General features: G+C 58.2%; 21 protein-coding genes. 4 read left to right on the forward strand and 17 right to left on the reverse strand.

Features of this window, described 5'->3' with window-relative positions:
* Positions 1–505, reverse strand: a 505-nt coding sequence (locus ABXR19_RS01740) for a Glu/Leu/Phe/Val dehydrogenase dimerization domain-containing protein (RefSeq protein WP_354599357.1), incomplete at its 3' end; no start/stop codon positions are given.
* Positions 506–590: 85 nt separating this feature from the next.
* Between ABXR19_RS01740 and ABXR19_RS01745 the strand changes: the two genes are divergently transcribed.
* Entirely contained in the window at positions 591–1,490 is a 900-nt protein-coding gene (locus ABXR19_RS01745; protein ID WP_354599358.1) for a LysR family transcriptional regulator, read from the forward strand.
* 98 nt (positions 1,491–1,588) lie between these two features.
* Here ABXR19_RS01745 and ABXR19_RS01750 read toward each other — a convergent pair whose 3' ends face one another.
* Entirely contained in the window at positions 1,589–2,269 is a 681-nt protein-coding gene (locus tag ABXR19_RS01750; RefSeq protein WP_354599359.1) for a hypothetical protein, read from the reverse strand.
* Positions 2,270–2,280: 11 nt separating this feature from the next.
* On the opposite strand from ABXR19_RS01750, the gene ABXR19_RS01755 reads away from it, so the two are divergent.
* Positions 2,281–2,613 carry a hypothetical protein gene (locus ABXR19_RS01755; RefSeq protein ID WP_354599360.1) on the forward strand — a complete coding sequence of 111 codons (333 nt, stop codon included), beginning with the start codon at positions 2,281–2,283 and terminating at the stop codon, positions 2,611–2,613.
* Between the two features lie 165 nt (positions 2,614–2,778).
* On the opposite strand, the gene ABXR19_RS01760 is transcribed toward ABXR19_RS01755, so the two are convergent.
* The 4 genes from ABXR19_RS01760 to ABXR19_RS01775 are packed head-to-tail and all read right to left on the reverse strand — an operon-like array spanning position 2,779 to position 6,436.
* Positions 2,779–4,179, reverse strand: a complete 1,401-nt coding sequence (locus tag ABXR19_RS01760; protein WP_354599361.1) for a sulfite reductase subunit alpha — start codon at positions 4,177–4,179, stop codon at positions 2,779–2,781.
* Between the two features lie 13 nt (positions 4,180–4,192).
* Positions 4,193–5,203: an FAD:protein FMN transferase gene (locus tag ABXR19_RS01765; RefSeq protein ID WP_354599362.1), complete on the reverse strand. Its 1,011-nt coding sequence runs from the start codon at positions 5,201–5,203 to the stop codon at positions 4,193–4,195.
* 7 nt (positions 5,204–5,210) lie between these two features.
* Positions 5,211–5,738 (reverse strand): DUF2271 domain-containing protein, encoded by a 528-nt coding sequence (locus ABXR19_RS01770; protein WP_354599363.1) that lies wholly within the window; start codon positions 5,736–5,738, stop codon positions 5,211–5,213.
* A gap of 23 nt (positions 5,739–5,761) precedes the next feature.
* Positions 5,762–6,436 (reverse strand): PepSY-associated TM helix domain-containing protein, encoded by a 675-nt coding sequence (locus ABXR19_RS01775; protein WP_354599364.1) that lies wholly within the window; start codon positions 6,434–6,436, stop codon positions 5,762–5,764.
* Positions 6,437–6,741: 305 nt separating this feature from the next.
* Here ABXR19_RS01775 and ABXR19_RS01780 point away from each other — a divergent pair, with 305 nt between their 5' ends.
* Both ABXR19_RS01780 and ABXR19_RS01785 read left to right on the forward strand, forming a co-directional pair.
* On the forward strand, positions 6,742–7,452 hold the full coding sequence (locus ABXR19_RS01780; protein ID WP_354599365.1) for a response regulator: 711 nt from the start codon (positions 6,742–6,744) through the stop codon (positions 7,450–7,452).
* The gene (locus ABXR19_RS01785; RefSeq protein ID WP_354599366.1) at positions 7,449–8,849 is read left to right on the forward strand and encodes an ATP-binding protein; all 1,401 of its coding nucleotides are present in this window, start codon (positions 7,449–7,451) and stop codon (positions 8,847–8,849) included. The genes ABXR19_RS01780 and ABXR19_RS01785 overlap by 4 nt, the downstream gene beginning before the upstream one ends.
* A 190-nt stretch (positions 8,850–9,039) precedes the next feature.
* On the opposite strand, the gene ABXR19_RS01790 is transcribed toward ABXR19_RS01785, so the two are convergent.
* The 11 genes from ABXR19_RS01790 to ABXR19_RS01840 form a co-directional block, all read right to left on the reverse strand.
* Positions 9,040–9,981 (reverse strand): NAD(+)/NADH kinase, encoded by a 942-nt coding sequence (locus ABXR19_RS01790; protein WP_354599367.1) that lies wholly within the window; start codon positions 9,979–9,981, stop codon positions 9,040–9,042.
* A gap of 2 nt (positions 9,982–9,983) precedes the next feature.
* Entirely contained in the window at positions 9,984–11,003 is a 1,020-nt protein-coding gene (locus ABXR19_RS01795; RefSeq protein ID WP_354599368.1) for an SPFH domain-containing protein, read from the reverse strand.
* A 67-nt stretch (positions 11,004–11,070) separates the two neighbouring features.
* On the reverse strand, positions 11,071–12,099 hold the full coding sequence (locus ABXR19_RS01800; protein WP_354599369.1) for a bifunctional nicotinamide-nucleotide adenylyltransferase/Nudix hydroxylase: 1,029 nt from the start codon (positions 12,097–12,099) through the stop codon (positions 11,071–11,073).
* Positions 12,100–12,145: 46 nt separating this feature from the next.
* Positions 12,146–13,120 carry a hypothetical protein gene (locus ABXR19_RS01805; RefSeq protein WP_354599370.1) on the reverse strand — a complete coding sequence of 325 codons (975 nt, stop codon included), beginning with the start codon at positions 13,118–13,120 and terminating at the stop codon, positions 12,146–12,148.
* 245 nt (positions 13,121–13,365) lie between these two features.
* The gene (gene ybiA, locus ABXR19_RS01810) at positions 13,366–13,860 is read right to left on the reverse strand and encodes a riboflavin biosynthesis intermediates N-glycosidase (protein WP_354599371.1); all 495 of its coding nucleotides are present in this window, start codon (positions 13,858–13,860) and stop codon (positions 13,366–13,368) included.
* Between the two features lie 254 nt (positions 13,861–14,114).
* A complete protein-coding gene (pncB, locus tag ABXR19_RS01815; protein ID WP_354599372.1) occupies positions 14,115–15,323 on the reverse strand; it encodes a nicotinate phosphoribosyltransferase in 1,209 nt (402 codons plus the stop codon).
* Positions 15,324–15,434: 111 nt separating this feature from the next.
* A complete protein-coding gene (locus tag ABXR19_RS01820; RefSeq protein WP_354599373.1) occupies positions 15,435–16,301 on the reverse strand; it encodes a cysteine hydrolase family protein in 867 nt (288 codons plus the stop codon).
* A 231-nt stretch (positions 16,302–16,532) separates the two neighbouring features.
* On the reverse strand, positions 16,533–17,903 hold the full coding sequence (gene pelG / locus ABXR19_RS01825; RefSeq protein ID WP_354599374.1) for an exopolysaccharide Pel transporter PelG: 1,371 nt from the start codon (positions 17,901–17,903) through the stop codon (positions 16,533–16,535).
* Between the two features lie 8 nt (positions 17,904–17,911).
* Entirely contained in the window at positions 17,912–19,486 is a 1,575-nt protein-coding gene (gene pelF, locus ABXR19_RS01830; RefSeq protein WP_354599375.1) for a GT4 family glycosyltransferase PelF, read from the reverse strand.
* Positions 19,483–20,478: a tetratricopeptide repeat protein gene (locus ABXR19_RS01835; protein ID WP_354599376.1), complete on the reverse strand. Its 996-nt coding sequence runs from the start codon at positions 20,476–20,478 to the stop codon at positions 19,483–19,485. Before ABXR19_RS01835 ends, pelF begins: the two co-directional genes overlap by 4 nt.
* Positions 20,438–21,799 (reverse strand): PelD GGDEF domain-containing protein, encoded by a 1,362-nt coding sequence (locus ABXR19_RS01840; RefSeq protein WP_354599377.1) that lies wholly within the window; start codon positions 21,797–21,799, stop codon positions 20,438–20,440. The genes ABXR19_RS01835 and ABXR19_RS01840 overlap by 41 nt, the downstream gene beginning before the upstream one ends.
* Positions 21,800–21,814 lie beyond the last annotated feature (15 nt).

Here is a 21,814-nt window from a genome sequence, read left to right on the forward strand (position 1 = left end):
GAAAACGCAAACCTCCTTTGTAGGGACCAATCGAGGATGAGTGCTGAATCCTGTAACCACGGTTGACGCGAACCTGGTTTTTATCGTCCACCCAGGAAACCCGGAAAATGACTATCCGTTCGGGCTCGACCAATCGCTCCAACAAACCGTTGGCAGCGTACTTCGGCTGATTTTCCAGAAAGGGCCACAGACTTTCCATCACCTCCGTCACAGCCTGCAGATACTCCGGCTGACCCGGATTTTGCTTGGCCACGCGAGCGACGAATTCTTCATGTGAGGCGTAATGCATGGACGTGCAGCTCCCTTGGCGAACCTGAATTCGCAGGTGTATTTGATGATCGGTGGGGTGACATATTTGGCGCCGCATTGGAAACAAAACAGAAACCAACAATCGTTCACAGGAGATGCTGCGACTGGCGCCGACAAATAGATTATCGAAAGACAGGACTGACTTTCCTGTACAAACGGCACTTTCAGCCTGAAAACGCGTCTTCTTGAAATCCATGAACATCATAAGGCCACACAGTTTGGCTTGATAAGCCAGGCAAACTGCACAACAATGTTTCCAAAATGGAAACAATGAGGCCTGTATGCACGACATCAATGACATGCTGATCTTTGCCCAAGTAGTCAAGGAAAAAAGCTTCACGGGCGCGGCCACCCGGCTGAATGTTTCCAAATCCCGGATCAGCAAATCGGTATCCCGACTGGAAAGCATGCTGGGCGTGCGTTTACTGCAACGCAGCACCCGCAGGCTCAGTCTGACCGAGGTAGGCGAAGCCTACTTCGAGCATTGCGATCGCATTCTGGATGAGCTCAGCCTGGCGGAAGACACCATCAGTCGTCTGCATCTGGAGCCGCGCGGCACGCTAAAAATCAGTTCGTCAGTCGCATTCGGCACACTGCATGTAGCGCCCGCACTGCCCGGCTTCATGGCGCAATACCCGGATCTTTCGGTAGATCTGACCATCAGTGACCGCTTCGTCGATCTGGTGGAGGAAGGCTATGACATGACCTTACGCATCACCGCTGAGCCTGGACTGAATCTGGTGGCGCGCAAACTCGCCCCGATCCGCAGGAAGATTTGTGCCAGCCCGTCCTACCTTGCCAGTCGCGGAACGCCGCAAATGCCAAGCGATCTGGAGCGCCACAACTGTCTGGACTACTCCTATATGAGTACCGGTGGGCACTGGCGTCTGTGCGGCCCAGATGGTGACATTGCAGTGCCGGTTTCCGGCACGCTGCGCATGAACGACGACGAAGCGCTTTCGCAAGCCGTACTGGGCGGGGTCGGTCTTGCGCTGTTACCCACATTTATCGTGGGTAAAGAATTGCAGGCGGGGAAGTTGGTGGAGGTTTTACCTGGCTATGTCCCAGTTGAACGCTTCCTCTACGCCGTGCATCTGCCTAACCGCCATCTTCCTTTGAAGACCCGGGCATTTATCGAGTATCTGCTGGCCCTGTTTGGCTCTGAGCCGTACTGGGACTAGACCTTGGCTTTTCAAAAAGCCTGAATATCCGCCGCCACCGGCCCGAAAGCTCAATGGCAAGCTGATGTAAAAAACAACAAAGCCAGCTTCAGCTTGGCTCAATCGCGACGAGCGCAGAGCGAAGCACCTGAACCACCTGAAGCGGCTTGCAGGCATCCGCTACGCGTAGCTTGCGTGCTTGGCGGAGTGCCGACCCGACCAGGAAGAGCCCGCAAGCGCGAGGAAGACTCTTTCTTGTTGTTGCGATTCAAGTCAGCCCCCCTGCACCCGAAAGCGTCACAGCCGTTCAAATCCCGCGTCGGCACGACACCTTGGCGTTGGCGTTGATAAACAACTTTCGTGGTGACACTTGCGGGCTCTTGCTGCCCGCAGGCAATGAACATCGCCGACCTTTTGGTAGCAATAAGCTCTAAGTCATTTCTGACTGAGCCAGCTTCGTTCTCATAGGAACGGGTGGCCTGTTTGCAGGCGCTTGAATTCGCCTTGTCTTCAACAGCCACTGCAGGCGGCTGACGTTGCGAGAGCTCGCTCTGCAAGTCCTGAACCTGTTTGCTCAGAACCTGCTCGCGCGACTCAGAGGAATCAATGACGTTCGGGCGAACGGCAATTTCAGAGCCAGTGCTATTGCCTGTGCATGAGATCTCCGAGAACGTCACTTTCCCATTTTCGATGCACTTGAAAACCTGAGCATTCGCCGACCCCATAACCGTCATAAAGCACGCGATGACAGCGATTCTGTTCCTCAGCATTGGACTCCCCTCGTTTTGTTTTGAAGACAAGGCATGCGCGCATGCCCCAAGCATCCATTGTGCAACCCAGAGCTGACTTACACCTGTTGCAAGGCTTGCATGAAGCTGACATGGAGATCCATTCCAAACACCTGAACATGCCCCGCAGTCGACCCGAAAGCGCCAAAACGCACCGACCACACAATCAGCGGCTCGATGCGCTGGATGCAATCGGCCGCACTCGTCACAGGCGCCGCATCAAAGCATGGCCGCGCACGCTCCAGCAGATGCGCCAGATCCGCGCCTTTGCCAACAATCAATTCCGTCACCCGCCCAGCCGCATCGCGCCAGCAGATCTGCGCATCGTCGGAAGCGGGCGCGGCCTCGTAACCTGACAGACATGACCACCTACAGAGGAGGTGGTTTCTAGAAGTCAATCAAGTCCGTCGAGCTTTTCGAACCGACCTGACGAGATCAAAAAAAGCCCGCGGCATGCCTTGGGCTTTTGATTATTGGTGAGACAGGTCTGTACATTCAGACATGCGCCTGCAGGCAGAGAATCAGAACACATCGCGGTGGATACGCCCTGCTTCGAGCAATCGATCCACCTGTTCGCCGCCCAGCACACTGCGCATCGCCTGATCCACACCCTGCGCCATACCCTGTGCACTGCCGCAGATGAGAATGTGGGCGCCCCCTTCCACCCAGACCTGAAGCTCCCTCGCGTTCTTCAGCAAGGCATGCTGAACATAGGACGTGATCGGATCGTCACGCGAGAAAGTCAGGTCCAGCTTCGTCAGGATACGACTGCGCCGCCAGGCCTCAATCTCGACATGGCAGGGGCGATCATGCCGCCCCGAGCGCTCGCCGAAGACAAGCCAGCAGCAGCGTTCAGGGGTGTTTTTTCCGGAGGCTGCGACAGCCTGTGCCCGGGCCTGCAGGTGGGCGCGCAAGCCGGCGATTCCACTGCCGGCGCCAATCAGGATCAGGGGCGTATCCAGACCGCATGCGAGGTTAAAACCAGGGTTACGACGAATCTTGAGCGAAGCCCGGTCATTGGCCCAGGCACTCTGATTGAGCCAGCCGGAAGCCAGGCCAGGCGTGCCATCTTCGCGAATCATGGTCCGCACGATCAGTTCAAGCCGCCCCTCCTCCGGCAGGGAAGCTATCGAATAGGTCCGCGCCCGGCCTTCCGCACCGGGCGGGATCAGGTCGACGAGATCCCCCGCCTGCCATGCCGGCAGGAGGCCGGCCAAGGGCTGCAGCTCCACCTTGAACAGCGGTGCGCCGGGGCTGCCGATATTCAGACAACGACGGCCAACAAAGCGCCAGTCCGAAAAGCCAGTATCGAGTGCAGGGGTCATCACCGCGGTCTGCGCTCCCAAACCCTGCAGGGCGTGCTTCCAGCGCGTCAGGCTTGGCGCATCCAGTCTATCTACATCAATACGCGGAAAGGCCGCAATGGCGCCGGACGCCTGCAGCCATTGATCGAGTTGAAGCCCGAAAGCGCAAAAGTGCGGGTAGCTGCGATCACCCAGCGCCAGTACGCCATAGCTCAGCCCCCGCAGAGCGGCGCATGCTCCGGCAGCCAGACGGGTCCGAAAAAATCCGAGGGCATGATCTGGCGGACTGCCCTCGCCACAAGTACTGACGACAAACAGCACATGGCGAGCGCCGGCGACTTCATTCAGCCAGGGCTGATCGATGCGGCGAAGATTGACAGGCACGCCCGACGCGCCCAAGGCTCGGCCAGCCAGCCGGGCGATTGCCTCGGCCTGTCCGGTCTGGCTTGCATAAATGATCCAGACCGGCTTCGCGTCAGTGCCGATATGCCTGTCCGCTTGAGGGCTGAGCCCCGCCAGCAACGCTCTGCGGTACATGAGGTAGCAAAGCAGCGCGTAGGCCAAGCTCAGCGCGAGCGCGACCTGTACGCGCCAGAGATCTCCAAATACGTATTCCATTACTTCCATTCCTTTAAGGCTGCAACGCCTTGAACTCGGTACTGGATGCCTCGCGCCATTTTCCATCTCCTCCCCGCCATTGCAGCAGGGCGCGCAGCCCTTGCGCTTCGGCGAGCTGCAGGCCTGCTTGCGCCCCCAGCACCATGATCGCGGTCGCCCAGGCATCGGCGTACATGCACTCTTCATGGACTACGGTCACCGAGGAGAGTGCGTGCGCAACCGGTGCTCCTGTCCGTGGATCGATCGTGTGCTGCATGGGGCGCCCGTCCAGCAGATAGCGCCGCCGATAATCTCCAGAGGTCGCCACCGCAAGCCCATGCAGCGCAATGCGTGTGGGCGGCAGAGGACAATCCACTGCGGGCGACTCCAGCGCCACCCACCAGGGCTGAGCATCCGGCTTCATGCCAGCGCCACGCAATTCGCCCCCCACCTCAACCAGGTGATGCACCAGCCCCAAATGCGTGAGGTAGCCAGATACGCTATCTACGGCGAAGCCCTTGGCTATCGCGGCAAGATTCAAGGAGATCCCGCCAGGCTGCTGCAGGCGCCCCTCTTTCACCTCCAGGGCTTGCCATGTCAGCGCTGGATGCGGAATACCCGTTGCGGGGGGCGTGAATCCGGCGTCACCAAAGCGCAGCGCCGCTCCGAAGCCCCACGCATCAATCGCGGGGGCAAGGGCCGGATCGAAAGCGCCCTGACTGAGCCGGGCTACGTCCAGTGCTGCGTGCATGACAAACGCAAACTCTTCCGGCAGCGCCATCCAGTCCCCCGCCTCCAGGCGTGCGAAGCGGCGCAGCACCGAGCTTTCGCGGAAGTGGCTCATCTGAGCCTCAATGCACTCCAGGATAGCTGCGATATCTGTCTGCAACTGACCGGGCACGGTGCGTTCCGAGATGACCACGTGCACACTCCAGATCGTGCCCATACAGGTCCCCGACAGCTTGTACACATCGCCCTCAGGCAGGCCGGAAGCGTGATCGATGCGGGTCGGAACCAGCACCCGGGAAACGGACGAATTCATCATCACACGCTCAGGGTTTGGTCGTCAGACGCACCAGACCGACTTCTTCCGCACCGGAGGCTTCCGCCTTCGCCGCGCTGCGAGGCGGCCACTGCATGGGTAAGCGCAGTAGTTCGTGGCCACCGTGCTCGCGTGCCACCTCGACCACAACTTCGTAGTCGCCCGGGGTCAGTTTCTTGACAGCGTCAGTCGCACCGAGATTGATCACATGATCGCCTGCCGGTCGGGTCGCCCCCGATACGCCATCAATCGGAAAGCTAGCCTGGCTACCACTCACCCGCCACCAGCTGCGCATATCGGGCAGCCACTTTGTGGCGCCGATATTGTTGGGCTTGGTCATGTCGTACCACACGGCAATGTTGCCAGCGAAGTCATGGCTGGCGGCCTTTTCCAGCCACACCGCGACGTAAGGGCGCTTGACCCGCGCGCCCTGAATCGACGGCAAATTGATTTCAAGCTGGGCATCAGCCGCCTGAGCAGGCAAAGCGAGCCCCACGCCGAAGAGGGACAGGATTGAAGAGCAGAGACGAGATTTCATGATTATTCCTTTCAAATTTAGATTCAATGCACAAAGAGCAGCATCAGCAGCAAGGGCAACAGCAGGCCCAGCCCCGTCACCGGCCACACTGTCCAGCGCGAACGTGCATGCACCTGCAGGATCAGCAGGCCGGTCACGCTGAAAATCACACAGGCGACGCCGAACAAGGTAATGAACCAGCTCCACACCCGGCCGGCATTTCGGCCCTTGTGAAGATCGTTAAAGTACGCAACCCAGCCGCGATCACTTGACTCGTACTGGATCGCCCCGCTATGCCGATCAATTGTCAGCGAGGCGTCCACGCCGGGGCTTTTCAGATCCACGAAGACTTCATCGGGCTGCCACTCACTCGCCTTCGGGAAGATCGCCAATTGCCAGTTCTCGCGCAGCCAGGCCTTGAGCGCGGTCGGCACCTCGCGCCCACCCTCACCCGCCTGCGTGTTCAGCTCGGTCAGCACGGCCGCAGGCAGCACGGCGGACTGGCGCGTCACCTTTGCCGTGGTGCTTTCGAAAACATCCGCGTTATTCAGCGTGATCCCACTGGCCGCAAAGAACAGCATGCCCACCAGGCTCACGGCGGAGCTGATCCAGTGCCACTGCATCAGCAACTTCAGCCAGACGGCACGACGCGTTGCCGCCTTCATGTCGGCATTGGAGGAAGGCGTCTCCTGCATCAGGATTTCATTACGTGCATTCATGTTCGCAGACTCTTGTTATGACAATCAAAAACTCACATCCACCGTTCAGCGGGCGGATTCCTGCGCCACCCGCTGAGCCGCCCCCTCCCACGGTGATGCTTCTCCAACCAAGGCATCAGGGCCCGTCCGATTGAGCTGGGATGGCTACATTGAACGACAGGTGTGTGAACCACATAGGGGACTTAGGCGGCGTTTTGTAAATGGCTTGTAAATACCTGTAACTGCATGTTCCCTATGCGAAAAAACCACGCCCCGCAGGCAGCTTCCGGCTATGCTGGAAAGCACCGAATTTCACGCGTACTGCCATGAACAAGAAAATTCTGGTCGTCGACGACGACCCGGAACTGACCGAACTGCTACGCGGCTACCTGGGCAACAACGGTTTCCTTGTCGAGACGGCGGGCGATGGTCAATCCATGCGCAAAATGCTGGAAGCATCTACCCCTGACCTGCTGATCCTGGATCTGATGCTGCCCGGTGAAGACGGCCTGACGCTGTGTCGAAACCTGCGTGCCGCCTCGCGCCTGCCGATCCTGATGCTCACCGCTCGCGGCGATGACATGGATCGCATCATCGGGCTGGAGATGGGCGCCGACGACTACCTGCCAAAACCCTTCAATCCGCGCGAACTGCTGGCACGCATCCGCAGCATCCTGCGCCGCGCCGAAGACCACGAACCCCGCGATCGCCCGGCCAAGGCGCTGCACTTCGCCGGCTGGACCCTGGATCTTGCCGCCCGAAATCTGATCGACTCGGATGGCATCGTGATTGCTTTGTCGACTGGAGAATTTCGCCTCCTGCACCTGCTGGCCGAAACGCCAAACTGCGTCTTCTCGCGCGATCAGCTGACCGATGCCATGGCCGGGCGTGACGCTGGGCCCTTTGATCGCACCATCGATGTGATGATCTCGCGCCTGCGGCGGCGTCTGAACGATGACGCACGCGACCCCCAACTCATCAAAACCGTGCGCAGTGAAGGCTACATGCTCGCCACCAGGGTGGAGGCGAGCGCATGAAATGGCTACCTCACACGCTCTTCGGCCAGATCGCGCTGGCGCTGTTCGTAGTCCTTGCCATCGTGCAGGTGCTGGGTCTGTGGTTGCTGCTGGAGGATCGCGGGCGCCTGAACTACAAATTGCTCGCCGAATATGCCGCCCAGCGCATGGCAGGCATCGCAACCGTGCTGGATCAGGCCGAGCCGACCGAGCGGCCAATGCTCGTCAAGGCATTGAGTGTGCAGCCGACGATGCTCTCCCTCTCGGTGCCTTGGGCCGTAGAAAAAATCGACGAATCGCCTGACGCCCGGCTCTTCGCTGCGGAAGCCACGCGTCAGCTCCCGCAGCCGCTGGAAATCCAGATGCTGGCACTGGAACGCATCGACCCCATGCTCATGGGTGTGCATCCACCGCCGCGCCCCAACCACCCGGAAGGCGGGCACGATTCAGTGCTTAGCCGGGGCAAGCTGTTCGCCCGTACCTACGTCGCCCAGATCCGTCTTCATGATGACGTCGTCGTCACCTTTCACCACCTGCTGCCGGTTCCGGCAACCGACCTGCCCTACCGCCTCATCGCGCTTCTGGTGTTGCTGGGTCTGGCGACGACAGCCCTGGCGATCTGGGCGGTACGGCGCCTGACCCGGCCCCTGGCCCACTTTTCGAGAGCCGCGGCCGGCCTCGCGAAAAACCTGAACCAGCCGCCACTCCCGGAAAGCGGGCCGCAGGAAGTTCAGCAGGCCGTGCGCGCCTTCAACACCATGCAGCGTGACATCAAACGCCTCGTGAACACCCGGGCGCAGGCCCTCTCGGCGGTATCGCACGACCTGCGCCTGCCCATCACACGGATGCGCCTTCGCCTGGAAGGCGATATCGCGCCGGAGCTGCGCGAAAAGATGGCGCGGGACCTCGGTGAAATGGACAGCATGATCGGCCACACGCTGGACTTTCTGCGCGCCGGCTCCGACACCGAACCGATGGTAGCGGTCAGCCTCAACGCATTGCTCGACAGCGTCATCGAAGACATGGAAGAACTCGGCGCCACGATCACCCGCCAAGGCCAATGCACGCACGCCATCAGGGCCCGCCCGCACGCTCTGCGTCGCTGCATTGCCAATCTGCTCGACAACGCGCGCTTCTACGGCGGCGGCAACATCAAGATCGGCGTCGAAGAAACGGATACGGCGGTACGCATCAGCATCACCGACAACGGCCCCGGCATTCCTGAAAGCGAGCTGGAGAAAGTCTTCGAGCCCTACTTCCGGATCGAATCCTCACGCGCCCGCCATACCGGCGGTACGGGCCTGGGGCTGCCAATTGCAAAGGCAATCGCGGAAGCCCACGGCGGCACCGTAACGCTGACATCCGGCATCGGCGAGGGCGTGACGGCAACCCTTGTCCTGGCCAAGCTTTCGGCATAATTCCAGACGGCACTCACCCGCACAACCTAGCTGAAGAGCCGCGCCTGCTGGCTTTCTGCAGGCATGCATCCCGAAGATCAAGACAGGACGGACCTTTTCACGTTTCCGGCCTGCAAAGCGCCGTTGCATGCGGGTCTACGGGCATCATCACGCCTGAGATCCTGCATCAGCACACCATTCACGAAACCGTTCAAACCACCAGCAAGCCACGTCGCTCCGCCAGGCTGATCGTTGCGCGCGTGCCGGCATTGAACTGCACGAAATCATGCTCCATGCCGTCGCTGAAAATCACGCCGTTCTCCGGCATTTGCGACACCAGCGTCAAGGGACTGGCCGGCGTCACCTGACCAAAGCTGATGGCGCTGGAGGACGTCTTGCTGGGCCACGGCTCGCGCACCGAAAAATACAGGTAGTCCGATTCCCAACTGAAATCAGCCATCTCGGCCGCCGCATCATCAGCCGCGCCTGACAGCGCCGACACGATGCCACTGGCGCCGGCGATCACGCTGCGCAGCCAGCCGCTCGCGCCCAGCCCCGTCGACACGATGATGCCGCTGGAGGACTGCTGCTCGGTCTGCCCGCCACAGCTGATTTCATAGCGGGCCGAAGTATGGGAGCGCGGGCCGATGAACAAGTCATTCACCGCGCATAGCGACTCGCCGGTGTTGAGCGTGGCTTGCGCCATGGTGATTTCGCGCACGCGGCGCTTCTCGGCGAAGACCTCCGGCAGCACGCGATCCAGATCACGCACGACGAAGGGCAACAGCACACCTTCCCAGCGCGCCGGGTCGGGATTCACGCCGACCAGCTTCTGGGTCGTCAGGTACTTGAGGACATTGGCCACCAGTCCATCCTGCCCCAGCGCCACGACCGTATCCTGGCCGCCGAACACGAAATTCGGCACGAACGCACGATCCACCACCTGCACGCGCCCATGCCGCGACAGGCTTTGCTCGGCATCGAACACGGCCTGCCGGTAACGCTGGTGTTCGAGCAGATAGTCCGAAAAATCCGCGCCCAGATGCTCGACATAGAATCGCGCCTGGCCTTCGGTATTGAAGCGTTGAATCAAGTCGTCCAGCCGGCTTTTTCGCGTAACCAGAACGATCTTGTTTTCAGTCTGCCGATTCATGCCTATTTCGTCTCGCGACTCAGCAAGCCATTCAGAAGCTCGGGCGAAATATTCAGCTCACCGATTTTCTCCGCATTCTCCGCCAGCTCCTTGAACGCCAAGGCGACCAGCTGCGCCGCATCCAGACGCGCGCAGGTCAAGGCTTGCAGCGTCTTCGGGTCGGTCTGCGACAGCGCCTTCATCATGGCCGATATGCCATAGGCTTTGGCATCCGACTCATCCCGCGCATTCGCGGTGGAGAGCGCCAGCAAATCCTTGTTCTGCTGCTCCAGGGCGATTTTGGTCGCCATCTCGGCTTCGCGCAGTTCGCGCTTTTTCTGCGCAACGGATTTCTCTGCGTCCATCTGCGCCTCCTTGATCTGGCGCTTCTTGTTCTCCACCGCGATTTCGGTATTCAACTCGTTTTCCTTGATCGCGCGCTCCTGCTCCACGGCGAAATTCCGGCGTGTAAACACCGCCTCATCGGCCTGCCGCAGGATGGATTCGCGCGTCTCCGCCTCCAGAGCGCGCGCCGTTTCCGGCGTCGGCTTGATGGCCAGAATCGACAGCCCCAGCACCTCGACCCCCAGCGATGAAATGGCTTCCGCCGCACGCAGACCATCGCGCACGCTGGCTACCAGCGTATCGGATCCGCCCAGCGCTTCGCGCAAAGGCGTCGAACGCAAGGACGTGCTCGTGAGCACCTGCGCATGGTTGATCAAGCGCTGCGGCAGCTTCTTCGAATCGTCGGAACTGAAGTCCCGGCCATTCGGCGCCAGCGTGAAATTCATCAGCTGCGCCAGCTTGCGCGGATCCGCCACGCGATAGGTCAGCTGGCCCTGCACCGTCACCTTCTGAAAATCCGCCGTCACCTCTTCAAAGATGAAGGGCACATCGACACTGCCGACGGGCACACGCACCAGCGACGAGGTCGGGCCGTAGTAGAAGAAGGACAGGCCGGCACCTTCGCGCACGACTTGCCCGCGCTTGAACTGGAGTACGAAATCCGTCGGTTCAACCTTGATGAAACGAATGCCAAACATGTTTTCTCCCGTCGTGTGTCGCTTGCGCAGTCATCCACCGTGAATGCCTGGCTGCGGAAAATCGTCTTTATTGAACCAAGCCCAGAAAGTGATTGAGGATATTGAAATGGTCCTCGAACAGCTCGCCTTCCATCGCTGCCAGCGCCGCGATCGGCACCCAGCGCGCTTCGGCCGCATCATCGGCACCGGCCACCTGCGGCGGACGGGCATTTTTCAGATCGAAGAAATGCGCGTGCGTGATCGTGCGGCCCCGCGCACTGCGATCAGGATGATCGAATACCGCCGTGCCCACCAGCGCCTCTTCCAGCGTCGCATCCAGCAGGCCGAAACCGGTCTCCTCGCGCAGCTCGCGGATCGCGCCCTGCAGCACCCGCTCGCGCCCGTCCAGAAAGCCACCGGGCAGTGCCCACAGACCCTTGCCCGGCGCGCGACCACGACGAATCAGCAAGATCTGGTCGGACGCCTTCACCAGCGCATCCACCGTGATGAACGGGCCGACACCCCACACCCGCTTGCTCGCCTCGATGGCCAGATGCTCTTCACGCAGCGCCGCGAAATGCGCCAGCCGCGCCCAGCCCTGCAGATACTCCAGCACCGCCGGCGGCAACAGCGGCGCCAGTAGCGCACGCGTCACGCAGGCATCCTCGCCCTCGAACCAGATCGCGCGCAGCGCGCTGGCCTCGATCTCGCCCTGCTGCGGCACGGCGATAAATGTCCAGTCCGGGAAGCGATTCAGATACTGGCTGGACGCATCCTTCAGATAACCGATCAAGGCCACCTGTGCGCCCTCACCCACGTGCGCCCGCACCAGCTCGCTGGCCTGCGCCGCCCAGCGCGCATCGTCATAGCAATCACGCATCGGCAGGAAGCTCACGCGAGCGCGCTGCGCCTCATCCAGCGTGCAAGCGATCATCGCTGCCCGCTCCTCCCAGCTGAAGGGGTTTTTGGCATTGCGCGCGGAGAAGGCCGAGCCCAGCAGCACCACGACTTGCGGCGCGGTCTCCAGCGCCTTGGCCAGCAGCGCGGCATGGCCCGAATGGAAAGGCTGGAAACGGCCGATCAGGACGGCGGTGGTGAAGGTTTGGGGGGTAGTCATGTTTTCTTTCTGGATATTCACGAACTACGGTCTTGTAGGGCGGGATTCACTCTGCACAAAAAACACCACTTTCCCGATTCCATAAAACGCTACCGTTGGGGGAAAAAGCCGGGGCGGCAATATCGCCAACAGGCCAAATTGGCCTTTTTGTCGTTTTGAAACAACTTTTGTACATAGACCTCATAGGACAATCAAAAACTTCTTCTCCATATTGAGCTTCAAGCAAAACATGTATTGCGGCCACCGAACTTACTAAAGAACCGAATGACGCTCGACAGAAATTGCTCCCCCTATCGTGCTTTGCAGCATTGTAATCGTCATACCATGGGATCGACTTAGTTGGGCTTTCATCGGACCATGATTTGAATGGCACAAACGTACCTAACAAAGGGTGCATCTCCAAAACAACCTCAAAAACATCAAGCTTCAAATACGGCAAAGCCCTTACAAAATCTTTAGTTGTGTATCTATTTTTCGGCTCATAATTATTTTCTTTTAAAAACTGAAGAAGAAGATACTCAACCTCAGCACACGCAATAGTAAGAACCTCTCTCACTCTATGGCCATACGCAGTCAAGTTTTCCATCACAGGCTCAAGCACCTTGAATATTTGCTCCATAGCCTCAGAAATGTTATGAAACGAACGAACCTCATCAATCAAAGAATTGCTAGTCCGTTTATATTGCTCATACAAGCAATAGCTACCGCGATTCATTCTTAAACTGTATACGCCGGATTCAAGTCGCGCCTTAGAAAATTCAACTATGTTTGGAGATATGTCCCCACCCGAAGACCAAACACTCCAAACAAAATAACTTGCCACCTTACTCATTGGGTCAGAATGCGTCGTTTCAGGAAAACATATATTTAAATCATCCTTTGCCGCAACCCAATGAGATAACTTGCACTCTGATTTTATCGGCAGAAAGTAATTGTTTGCCGCATATATATAGCAATCGTCGCCATCCACTTGAAAGTAACCCTGCGCGCCGCACATCGTTCTAAAAACATAGCTTTCCATAACGAACCCCCAAACCAGACTGTGTCAATTGCATAGGATGATACGCCGCGTAGGCACACCGTGCCCACCCTACATCGCCGGCTTTTCGGCCTCGCAGGGCGCACTTCAGGCTTTTAAAACGACCTGCCTGAAGACCCGCACCCAACGGACCTGAGCGGGCAGGCATGCCGCACAGACAGGCGCAGCGCGGATCTACAGACAGCCTCCTGAAATTCGCCAATCTGCGGCGTGGCAAGCCGCCAGCCTCACTCCGAAGCAGCTGAGCGCAAGACCGCGCGCACGCGCATCAGCACCGTGCCGAGCCGGTTCTGGCCTTGCCATTGGGCGGGATCAAGGGCGCGCGGGTCTTCCTCTTCGAGGCCGATACCCCAGATGGGATCGTCCGGACTGGCTTCGACCAGCAGGGTTTCGCCGCTGGCCAGCAGCTCGGCTGCGAGCGCGGGGTTCTGGCGGAATTTTTCGAGTAGGCCGATGAAGACAAGTTCTTCGCTGCGCGCATCCCAAATCGCAGCATCGAAACCGCGCACCTGCCGGCCGAGCAGTTTCTGGCGGCGCGGGTGCACTTCCTGCAGAATTTTTGCGGCTATTTCGTGATCGCCGAAGAGCATGGCTTTGGCATGCATCATCCACTGCTCGCCGCTATTGAAGCTCTGGCCGTCCACGACGAAAGTGCTCGGATACCAGTTGCCGAGGATTTCGTTGGCACGCCAGAAGAGGGTCATTTCAGGGGTGATGCGCATTGTGGTGGTCCTGACGGGTAATGTTTTTCGCGGCGCCGAGCTGGGAACAAAAGGAGAAGCAGCGGGCCCGAACATTCCCTCCTCATTTAAGGGGGAGGGCAAGGGTGGGGGTAAAAATGTCCAACAAAGGACACGCCTTGTTGTACGTGAGAACCCCCATCCCAGCCTTCCCCCTGCCAGGGGGAAGGAGCCGCGCGGGCCAGGCTTTTGGATTTGCGTTGACTAGATCCAGCGCAGTGGTTCATTTCATGTCGTCAAACCGGGTGCTTGAACACCTGCCGCAGATAAGCCAGAAAGGTTTCGTCCTCGCACAAGGTCTTGCCCGGCGAGTCCGATAGCTTGGCGACGGGCTGGCCGTTGCAGGCGGTGATCTTCATGACAATGTTGAGTGCCTTGTGCGGGGTGTCGTTACTCAGGTCGGTGCCGATGCCGAAGCTGGTCGGGATGCGGCCGCGGAAGTGGCGATACAGCTCAAGCGCGCGCGGGATGTTGAGGCCGTCGGAGAAGACCAGACGCTTGGTCTTCGGGTCGATGCGCAGCTTGGCGTAATGCGCCAGCGCCTTTTCGCCCCACTCCACCGGATCGCCCGAGTCGTGACGCAGGCCGTCGAAGAGCTTGGCGAAATACAGGTCGAAATCGCCGAGGAAGGCGTCCATGCCGACCACGTCGGTGAGGGCGACGCCCAGATCGCCACGGTATTCCTGCACCCAGCCTTCGAGCGCGGCTTTCTGGAAATCGCGCAAGCGGAAGCCGAAGGACTGGTAGGCCTGCAGGTATTCATGCGCCATGGTGCCGATGGGTGTGAGGCCATGCTGCTTGGCCAGATACACATTGGACGTGCCGCGAAAGTGCTGAGGAAATTCACGGGCGAAGGTCTGCACGACTTCTTCCTGCCAGGCGCCGGAGTAGCGCCGGCGCAGGCCGAAATCGAAGAATACGAAGGGTGAATCCGGATCAGCAGCCAACTCCGCTGCGTTGGCCTTGAGCAGTTCGATCTTGCCGCGCAGACGTTCGCGTGCCACCTCCAGTACGCCATCCTGACTCAGGCGGCGGAAGTAGAGCTCATTGACGATGTAGAGCACGAAAATCTCGAAGCCCATGACGTGCACCAGCGGCCCTTTGGCGACGACGGACAGATGCTCGCCCTCGGCGCGCACTTCGATGAAGCGGCGCTGGAAGCGGAAAACGGTCAGGAAGTCGACAAAATCACTCTTGATGAAGCGCAGGCTGGAGAGGTAATCCAGCTCGTCCTGCGCGAAGTGAAGGCTGCAGAGCCGCTCCAGCTCTAGTTCTACAGCCTCCTTCAATTCAGCCAGCGGGAAAGCCGTGGTATTGCGGCAGACGAAGCGATACTCAGCCTGCGCACCGGGATGACTGTGCAGCAGCGCCTGCCACATGGTGAATTTGTAGAGGTCGTTTTCGAGCAGGCTGCGCACGATGGGCGCTTGGTGGTTCTGATTCATGTTTGTTCTTTCAAGGGCCGTGTATTTTCCGGCCAAGATAATCCGGTTTCGTAGGTGCGACTTCAGTCGCACTTCTCGCGTGAATGGCCGACTGAAGTCAGCCCTACAAAATCAGATGTCCGCTTGCAACTCGGCAAGCACATCGCTCGCTCGGGCGATCTGCAAGCCGCGTGCCCGCATGCTGCTGAGAAATTCAGCCTGATTCACCTCGAAGCCGCCGACCGGGCTGATGCAGTCTTCGATCAGCACGAGCTTATGCAGATCGGCATGTTCGAAGTTATCGACGATGTGTTCAACCGTCGCCTTGACGCAATGACTGCCGGCCTCGCCCGCGATGTAGAGGCGATCCGCACGCTGGAGTTGGGCAATCAACTCGGCATTGAGCTGGGTGCTGACATCGGCGGAATCGGGCACCTCGGCCATGATGGCGCTGAAATGCTCGGTCCAGGGATTCGTGCCCTTCACGACTTTGCCGACAATGGCGAGGCGCTGCTCTTCCCAGCGATTGAGGGCGAGACGCAGGTCGTGGTGAATGTTGTGGCCCCAGGTGCCGATCTCGCAATGCACGGGCCAGACCATGTGCGTATAACGCCCGGCCGCCTCCAGCGCATCCAGATAGGCAAGCACGCGGCCCTGCGCCTCGGCGAGTCGGGGCTGAAACTTGCCGGCATACACGTCGGCAGCGGTGATCGGGGTGAAGGGCGCAATCGCCGCGCCACTGGCGTCACACCAGAAGGTGGGATGCGCGATATCCAGATGCTGGTGCGAATCCAGCGTGACGGTGATCTCGCTCAGCCCTGCCCGGCCCGCATCGATCAGCGCAGCCAGACGCTGCATGTCGGCGTGCGCGCCCGTTACCGGCAGCGCTGGCGTCATGGGAAGCCCGCTCAGCGGATCAGGCGGGCAATACGCCGCAGGCAGATCACAAAAATCATTCTGCGGATCAATGATCAGCAGATGTAGCCTGCTTTGCGCCATAAAGATTCTCCTGTCTTCTCGTGATTGCCATACATTCAGCCCGACTCTACACACCTTGGATTCGCCTCACAACGCCCGACAAGGGAATCGTGAGGGACTTCCACAGCGGCATAGCGCCTTGGCTTTGCGTCAATCAGATACTCAGGAAAAGTTCATGGAGGCGTCCGGAAACGACTTGTCGCCCTGGCGCGACGGGAACGCGCGCAATTTATCGTCTATGCCTGCAGCGCGTCACTGCAGCATGAATGTCTCGTACTCAAGACGACCCAATTTGTGATCAAGCAGATACAGGCCGACAAACAACGTCAGAAAGGTAGCAGCACAGTAGCCATAGCCGTACCAGACTGCGCCCATTTTTAGCGTCATTGCGGTGAATAAGACATTGCCCAGCACGAAGAGCGCACAGAGATTAAGAACAATGCGGCGCTGATCCAGATAAAAAAAGACGTTCAGCAAGGCCAGCAGCCCGACCTGAAGACTGGCGCCAACCGTCTGTATATAGAACAGTGAGAGGTAAAGCTCGGATATCCCCAGCGCCTTGAGCGCAGCCGGGCCAGTCACCATCGCCACGAGCACGGCCAGCATCTGTATTTTGCCGATTTCCAGCAAGCCCTGGCGGATCGCATAGAGCATCTCGTCACGCATGTTTTCGATATGCGTGAGCGAGCCGCCGGAGCGGACCGCGTCGTAGAAACGGTCGTAATACTCGACGAAATCAGTCTCGATACGAACCAGGAAAACGGCCATCCCTGGAATGATGAATATGTAGGCCATGAAAACGGGCAAGTCGTAAATCAGCGAGGCGCGCAAGGGGCCAATGATTGCAGTCGAGGTATCTGGATAAAACCAGAACATGATTTTGTCGGCCCAAACCCCAAGGTTGTAAAGCAGGCCAATCACCATCAGTGAAGGGAAAATCACCCCCTTGCGTAAAAAATCAAAGGAGATGAATTGTGGCGAATGAAACTGCCGAGCAATCAGCAGCCACACGCCAACCAGCAAGACGAACTGGCCCACCACGAATCCAGCCAGCAGCCCCTCCAGCCCCCATGGCCGGGCCAGCAAAGCCAGGCAGACCACAATCGCATAGGCGGAGGCATACAGCACGACGATAGCTAGATAGCGCTTCAGCCCGGAGAGCAGGATGGTCGCAATCCAGATGCCGCAGAGCATCACAAAGCCCGAAAGCATAAGAATTCTGTAGACCACCCCGAAGCCCGAAAACAGGGTCATCGCACAGAGCAGACCGAACATGCCGGCGGCTGCGAAGGTCACCAGGAATGCACCATTCAGATTGGAAAAAACCAGGTTTTCCTGATGTTCGAACATGCGGTCGGAGATGAATCGTGTAAACGCCAGTTGCAGCACGCCGGTCAAAATCAAGGACGACGCAATCAAGTACGTTACCGACACTTGAAATTGCGTTACCAGCACGTTTGGCTCGACGACTGCGTGCGATAGAGCGCCTACAATCAGAATGCCGACAATTGACAGCACCCAAGGCCCCGAACTAATCACGCCTGCATAGACATAGGCCTGCAGCAAACCCAGAAGCGTATCTTTGCGCAGCAGTTTTCGAAGCTCGAATCCAATGCCCGCCATGAGAATACCTACCCTCCGAATGGACAGCGCATAGGGGCGAAATCCGCGCCAGGAACACATGCGTGGTTCAAAGCACGCATGTACACGGCTCTGTACCGATCAAACATCAGCTCATCTGAATAATATTTCTCGACACGGGCAATGCCAGCGGCCTGCGCCGCGTACCAGTTATCCGGTTTAAGCAGGCTTATGGCGGCATCAGCCAGTTCTTCCGGATTCGCAATTCCCACGACGCGCCCACCCGCTCCCAGCGCGCGATCTTCCTCGTCCAGGCCATACACCAGCTGACGGCACGCACCAACATCCGTGGTGAGCGCTGGCACTCCGGCGGCAAAACCTTCAAGAATCACCAGAGGCAAGGCTTCTGATATAGACGTTAAAACCACAACCCCGATTTTTGGCATCAAATCTTCGATTTGCTGGAAGCCGAGAAACTGGAGCCTGTCACCCAGACCGAGGTTTTCAGCAAACTCGCGACACTCGCGAGCGTAAGCAGGGTCTTCATCTACCGGCCCGGCAATCCATCCTTCCACAACCGGCATGCGATTGGCCAGAATAAGCATTGCGCGGATGAAGGTCTTGACGTCCTTGATCGGCACAACACGCCCAATCAGACACAGCACCGGCGGGATCTTCTCTCCCCGCCTTTCCCGCAGCGCGGCCAATCGCCCCACGTTCACGCCATTCGGGATGTTGCAAGTGCGTTCCTCGCTAGCACCGTCTTCAATCTGACGCAGCCGGTTCTTTTCGTAGAGCGCGATGATCGGATCGGCGGAATCGTAGCAAATTCGCCCCAACCATTCGAAGAAATGAATCCACATCGTCTGGAAATGAGAGAGCTCCGAAGAATCCTTCTGGAAGGGGTTGCGGTTGTCGCGAATCCACTCACTCTGATACAGATCGATCTTGCGCTCCTTTGTGTAAATACCATGTTCAGACAAGATCAAAGGCAAGCCCCTTGAGCGGGCAAGCAAAGCTCCGAGCAAGCCGGCATAGCCTGTCGACACGGCATGCAGCGCTCTCACCGGAATCATGTTTTTCGCTATATCGGTAAGCTTCCACAGAGGCTGGTGCATGATGCGCACCGTCCAGAAATAATCAACGAAACTCGGGTCAGTGCAAAACCGCCGGTAAGAGTCCGTAATGAACGCCCAGGATTGCTCAGAGTGCAGAAAATCCTTCAAGGTGAGATTGCGGCCATGCATCATCCGCGCCGTGACCTCATCAAATGCTGAAAGATCTACGGCGCCTTGACGTCGAAAAGCATCGTGCAAATCACCCACCCGCGAAAACACTGCAGCGTCACCAGGCCTTGAGACAACGTCGACGCCGTGGCTGCTCAAATCGTCATACAAATAGTGCGTTTCCACGTGGACGACGTTGTCAGGCAACGCATATTTTAGATTGCCGTAGTCCTTGCGCCGGCTCCCCAGAAAAACCACGGCGAACCGGATTTCTGGAAACGCCTGGATGATCTGATTCACCCAGCTTGAAACACCGCCGGAAATGTATGGAAAGGTGCTTTCAAGCAGCAAGGCAATATCAGCATCCGCAGCCTTGGGAAAATTCTCTTCATTGCTCATGCTATCCCCCAGAAACGCAGCAATGGCTGAAGACGGCTCTGGTCAGGATAGGCTCGCAGCGTTTTCAGAAGTCGGAGGACTTCTGAAAAATCACGACGCGCAAACGCCAACTCGGCAAGGTAAGGTAGTACGCGTGGCGCAGGCAGGCCCAGAGAGTCTGCCCGATGATAGGCGGGACCAGCCTCTTCGATCCGGCCCATTTCCTGCAACAAGCGACCATGCCGCAGATGCAGGCCAGCATCCCTTTCTTTATCTGGCGTCTGTTCAAGAAAACGCAGAGCACTCTCTGCGGCATGACGACGCAGATCACCTTGCACCAAGCCTTGATAAATCAACTCCCAGTGCAACGCGGAAAGATGTCGCGCCGCCCCACGGCGTGAAGGCGCGTCCACAGCTTTTTGCCAGACAAGTCGCCATTTGTGAATCTGGGCATTAAGTCGCTTTTCCGGCGAATCGAGCATGCCATAAGCCAGCAAACGCAAATCGTCGGATTTATCCGCCAGCAGATCATGCAGAACCGGACTGGCACACTGCGTCGGCGCACCCTTTAGCGTTACCAAAGCCCTCAAGCGCTGATCCAGAGGAGCCCGATCATTGTGCAAAAAGTGACGCAATCCGGCCTGACGAAAAGCCCACTCGCCCGGTCGATCACGCGGATCCAGAAGTGGCAAGCCCAGCGCGGAAAAATGGGTCTTCTTGACGAACAAGGGCACTCGAAGCAGTGCAAAAGCAATACACATCACCACGACAAAGCCCAGCAGTGGCATGAATGCTGCAACACTAAAAAACAACGCCCAGAGCGCCTGCGATGTTTTTTTGACTTCTCCGGATACAATTAAAAGCATGCATGACGCAAGTGAAGCACTGGCAAGGAAATGCGTCATAAAAAACATAATGAATAGCACATCGGAAGCGCTATCCCGTGCGACGAACAGCCCCCATGCCGCGCACTCAAGCAGTAGCGCGTAGAGCGCAAGCATCGCTTTCAACATTGCATTCCTCCAGAACTTGACTGAGCAAAGTCAGTGGGGGCATGTCCCCGATTTGCCACGCGCGGAAGCTGATTCCAACCCCTTCAAGATTCGTTTCGAATTGCGATGCAAGCCAGCGCTCAGTGCGTGCGAGATAGCCGTCAACTGCTGCGGAGCCCGCCAAAGGCAGCAGCGCCAGCAATGCCCTCGGGCGTGCGGGATCCTTTCCAATCACCCAAGTAACATCCAGAGATCGTTCCTGACGCAGGATACGGGACGGCAAATCTTCGGAGGATTTATTGGCCGCAAAATTTAGTGCAATGAGAGTGCTGGGGACATCACTCTGGCGCTCAAGATGAGACAACCTTTGCAACTCGAGCGCAAACGCAGCCGGGCAGGCATGCCATTCAGATTGAATTGGGGCCACCAGTGCAGCGGCCGACAGACTATCTCCGTAGTAACCGAGCATCAAATTCAGCATATGCAAGGTTTCATCCTGCAATGCAAAAAACGGCAATGCATCCACGATCAAAAGCGCATGCATATTTTGTGAGACGTCTGAAACCGGAGCAACGACCAGGTAATGGCTGTCTTTTCGCTGATCACCATCAAGACTGCCGACATGGCAAAGAAGCTCTTCGTTCAACGCTCTGCACAGCAACGGATCATTCGTAACCAAAGCGAAACGAGCGCCGAGAAAGACTGCTTGTGAAGCCTGTAATGTCTTATTCTTGATTGGAACCAGCGCGGCTCGTTCGATCTGACAAAACTGTGCGGCCAATTTCAAAAACTCATCACTTGCAGGTAAGGATTTTTCAGGATCTGAAACAGAAGTCAGATCACGTAAACCGGTCAGCGCATCGCGCATCGACACGGGACGTGATCGCAGCTCTTGCTCCAGCTGATCATGAGAGAGCCGCAGCAGATAATGTGTTTGCGTCAGACTCCCCAGCCTGCGGTCAAGGTAGTCCTGAGTGGCTTCGGCACGACGCACTCGCCCTCGCCAGATTGATGCAAACTCACCCGCCAGCATCACCATGATGAGGCCACCTAAAAAGTAGAGCGAGGGGATTTCCTGCATGCCGAGATTAAAACCCTCGAGCCCATACCATCCCAAAAACAGACACAGCGCACCACCAAACCCCGGCAAGGGGCCGTATCGCAAAGCCAGAATAAGTGGTGTAAGCCACGGCCACGGAAATTGAGTACGGGCGAATAGCGGATCGTCGGGACTCAGCCACACGCCAAGCGCCAGCATTGCAGCAGGAAGCAACAGCATCTCAACCCCTGCTGCAACAGGTTTGCCAATCGGCGCAACGAGAATCGACAGTTTTGATGTCATGCTGGATCACATCCT

Origin of the sequence: Uliginosibacterium flavum, assembly GCF_040566545.1 — a bacterium.
Taxonomy (GTDB): domain Bacteria; phylum Pseudomonadota; class Gammaproteobacteria; order Burkholderiales; family Rhodocyclaceae; genus Uliginosibacterium; species Uliginosibacterium flavum.